General features: G+C 63.9%; 6 protein-coding genes. 2 read left to right on the forward strand and 4 right to left on the reverse strand.

Annotated features, from left to right (window positions below; genetic code table 11):
• From Q0L94_RS12775 to Q0L94_RS12790, 4 genes are all read right to left on the reverse strand, one after another.
• Positions 1-722, reverse strand: a 722-nt coding sequence (locus tag Q0L94_RS12775) for an ATP-binding cassette domain-containing protein (RefSeq protein WP_296753781.1), incomplete at its 3' end; no start/stop codon positions are given.
• Positions 716-1,318 carry an alpha/beta hydrolase gene (locus Q0L94_RS12780; RefSeq protein ID WP_026177301.1) on the reverse strand — a complete coding sequence of 201 codons (603 nt, stop codon included), beginning with the start codon at positions 1,316-1,318 and terminating at the stop codon, positions 716-718. The genes Q0L94_RS12775 and Q0L94_RS12780, both read right to left, overlap by 7 nt.
• Before the next feature lie 23 nt (positions 1,319-1,341).
• The gene (locus Q0L94_RS12785; protein ID WP_296753784.1) at positions 1,342-1,659 is read right to left on the reverse strand and encodes a (2Fe-2S) ferredoxin domain-containing protein; all 318 of its coding nucleotides are present in this window, start codon (positions 1,657-1,659) and stop codon (positions 1,342-1,344) included.
• A complete protein-coding gene (locus Q0L94_RS12790; RefSeq protein ID WP_296753785.1) occupies positions 1,652-2,023 on the reverse strand; it encodes a nucleotide pyrophosphohydrolase in 372 nt (123 codons plus the stop codon). The genes Q0L94_RS12785 and Q0L94_RS12790 overlap by 8 nt, the downstream gene beginning before the upstream one ends.
• A 219-nt stretch (positions 2,024-2,242) precedes the next feature.
• On the opposite strand from Q0L94_RS12790, the gene Q0L94_RS12795 reads away from it, so the two are divergent.
• Positions 2,243-2,866: an XrtA/PEP-CTERM system exopolysaccharide export protein gene (locus Q0L94_RS12795; RefSeq protein WP_296753788.1), complete on the forward strand. Its 624-nt coding sequence runs from the start codon at positions 2,243-2,245 to the stop codon at positions 2,864-2,866.
• An 89-nt stretch (positions 2,867-2,955) separates the two neighbouring features.
• Positions 2,956-3,383, forward strand: a 428-nt coding sequence (locus tag Q0L94_RS12800) for a Wzz/FepE/Etk N-terminal domain-containing protein (RefSeq protein WP_296753789.1), incomplete at its 3' end; no start/stop codon positions are given.

Genomic DNA, 3,383 nt, shown 5'->3' on the forward strand with positions numbered 1-3,383 from the left:
TGCGTCCAGTCGGCCAGGTCTTCGCCGAACACTTCGACCACGGCGGGCTCGATGTGCGATTCGATCAGTGCGCGTGGTGCGCCCTCGGCGACGACGCGGCCATGGTCGAGGATGACGAGGCGATCGGCAAGCCGCTCGGCCTCGTCCATGAAATGCGTGGTGAGGACGATGGTCTTGCCCTCGTTGAGCAGGCGCCGCAGTCCCTGCCAGATGAGATGGCGCGCCTGCGGGTCGAGCCCGGTGGTGGGCTCGTCGAGGAACAGGATGTCGGGGTCGTGCACCAGCGCGCGCGCCAGCGTGAGCCGCCGCTTCATGCCGCCCGACAACTGCACGATCGGCGCGTCGGCCTTGCTGGCGAGCCCGGCGAATTCGAGCAGCTCGGGCACGCGTGCGGCGATGGCGGACTTGGCCATGCCGAAATAGCGGCCGTAGGCGAGCAGGTTTTCGCGCACGCTGAAATCAGGATCGAGATTGTCCATTTGCGGCACCACGCCGACTTTCATGCGCGCTTCGCGCGCGTGTTGCGGCACCGCAATGCCGGCCAGTTCGATGCTGCCGCTGTCGGGTTCGATCAGCCCCAGCAGCAGCCGCAGGGTGGTGGTCTTGCCGGCGCCGTTGGGGCCGAGCAGGCCGAAGCACTCGCCGCGCCGCACGTGCAGGTCGACCCCGCGCACCACTTCGGTGCCGCCATAGCGTTTGGTGAGGCCGTGCACCTTCAGCACGGGCAGGCCTCGGTAAAAGCCTGCTTCAGTTCCTTGAGCCTGCCGTGAAAGAAGTGTCCGGCTTCGGGGACGATTTTGGTGGAAAGCTTCTGCTGCTCCGCCCACAGGCGAATGGCGGCGGGCGGAATGAGTTCGTCGGCGTCGCCGTAGATCACCACGGTGTCGGGCGGGACCGGGTCGAATTCGTACATGGTGACCGCCGGCGCAACCAGGATCAGCCGCTGTGCAGGGAGTTGCTGGCGCAGCCGGTGCTGCACAAAGGCGCCGAACGAGAATCCGGCCAAGGCCCAGGGCAGGCCGGGGTAGCTGGCTTCGACGAAACGGGCGACCGCCAGCAAATCCTCGGTTTCGCCGACGCCGGCGTCGAATTCGCCGTCGCTCATGCCGACGCCGCGGAAATTCGGGCGCACGCTGACCCAGCCCGCTTCGTTGGCCGCCTTGGCCAGGGTGGTGACGACCTTGTTGTCGAGGCTGCCGCCGTGCAGCGGGTGCGGGTGCGCGACCAGCAGCAGCCCGCGGCGTCCGTTCTCGGGGTCGTCGATCACGGTCTCCAGTTTGCCGGCCGGCACCGGGATGCGCAGCTTGTAACGCTTCATGCTGGCCGCTTTGCCCGGGCGGGTCACTTCAACTGCAAGCGTTCGACGATACGCCCCTGTTTGAGGTGGACTTCGAAGATTTCATCGATGTCGGTTTCGTCCACGTAGGTGTACCAGACGCCTTCCGGGTAGACGACCAGCAGCGGGCCTTCGTCGCAGCGGTCGAGACAGCCGGCGCTGTTGATACGGCACTTGCCTGCGCCATTGAGATTGGCGTGCTTGACCTTCTTCTTCAGGTAGTCGCGCATGTGCTGGCCGCCGGACGCACCGCAGCATTTGGCGCCGTCGTCGCGCTGGTTGGTGCAGAAAAAGACGTGGTGTTTGAAATACAGGTCAGTCATCCGAAAAATCCGAATATTTGAGCGCGTTGCCATGCGCCCGGTCGATGGGATACTTGCGCGCATTGATCGCCAGCTTGTCGGCGGCGGCTTCGAGCAGATCGATTTCCAGCACGTCGGCCAGCCGGGTCAGATAGATCAGCACGTCGGCCATTTCCTGGCGCACCGCCTCGTGCTGTTCGGCGCTCAGGTGGCAGCTTTGTTCCGCCGTCAGCCACTGGAAGGGCTCAAGCAACTCTGCCGTTTCCACGCTCAGCGCCATCACCAGGTTCTTGGGAGTATGGTAGCGTTCCCAGGCGCGGGCACGCGCAAATTCGCGGATGTGCTGGCGCAGGGCATCGAGGCTGTCGGCTGAGTAAGGGCTCATGGACGGCATGATACCGCGGCAGGCGACAGCCTTACGACACCGTTGTCGAGTGGTCGACGTCCCTGGCGGGGCGGGGTGCACGCAACCCCTTGTTTATCAAGGGGCCGAAGCGTTCGCGGTTTGGTCCGTGGCTTGCTTGCTGTCTTCGGCGTTGAAATGGTTTTTTAATTCGCTCTGGCATAATGCCAGCGGATTAACAGCCTATAAGGGAGGGTGGAAATGTTTACGATCAACAAGCGCATTGCACGCGTCGGCGTGGTGCTGGCCGCGGCCGCCATGGCGGGCTGTTCCAGCACGCCGACCTATCCGCCCGCCCCCGCGCAGACGGGCAGCTACGACTGGAACTATCTGGTCGGGCCGGGCGACTCGGTCCAGGTGTTCGTCTGGCGCAATCCCGAGGTGTCCGGCAGCTTCCCGGTGCGCCCCGACGGCAAGATGACCATGAATCTGGTCGAGGACATCCAGGCCTCCGGCAAGACCCCCAGCCAGTTGGCGCGCGACATCGAGAAGGCACTCGCCAAATACATCCAGGAACCCATCGTCACCGTCATCGTCGCCGGCGGTATCGGGCCGTTCGACCAGCAACTCCGCGTGGTCGGCGAAGCGGCCAAGCCGCAGGCACTGAACTACCGTGAAAAAATGAGCCTGATCGACCTGATGATTTCGGTCGGCGGCCTCACCGATTTCGCCGCAGGCAACAAGGCCTACATTCTGCGTACCGTGGACGGCAAACAGGAGCGCCTCGGCGTGCGCCTGGAAGACCTGCTGAAAGGCGGCGACGTTTCGGCCAACGTCGATATGCGTCCGGGCGATGTGCTGGTGGTGCCCGAAAGCCTGTTCTAAACCTGTTCTAAATATGTCTGCGCCGCCTGAGCGGCGCGTGTGCCCAAGCCGCAGGCTGGCGGGCGCTTTATTGATGGTGGAACGTCCGCATGGATCAAATGCTGCAACAAATTCTGGGTTATGCCAAAGCCGCCTGGCAGCGACGCTGGTGGGGCGTGGCAACGGCCTGGCTGGTGTGCATTGTCGGCTGGACCTGGGTGATGATGATTCCCGACCGCTATCAGGCGTCGGCGCGCGTCTATGTGGATACGCAAACGCTGTTGAAGCCGCTGTTGTCGGGGCTGGCGGCCGAGCCCAATGTCGAGCAGCAGATCAAGCTGATGACGCGTCAGCTGGTCAGCCGCCCGACGCTGGAACGGGTCGCGCGCATGACCGACCTCGACGTGAAGGCGAAAACGCCCGAACAGACCGAGGCAATGCTGAACGGCCTGGCGAGCAAGATTTCCATCGCCGACGCCGGACGCGAAAACCTCTACACCATCAGTTATCAGGATGCCAACGGCGATCTCGCCAAGAA

This window comes from Thiobacillus sp. (assembly GCF_024708915.1).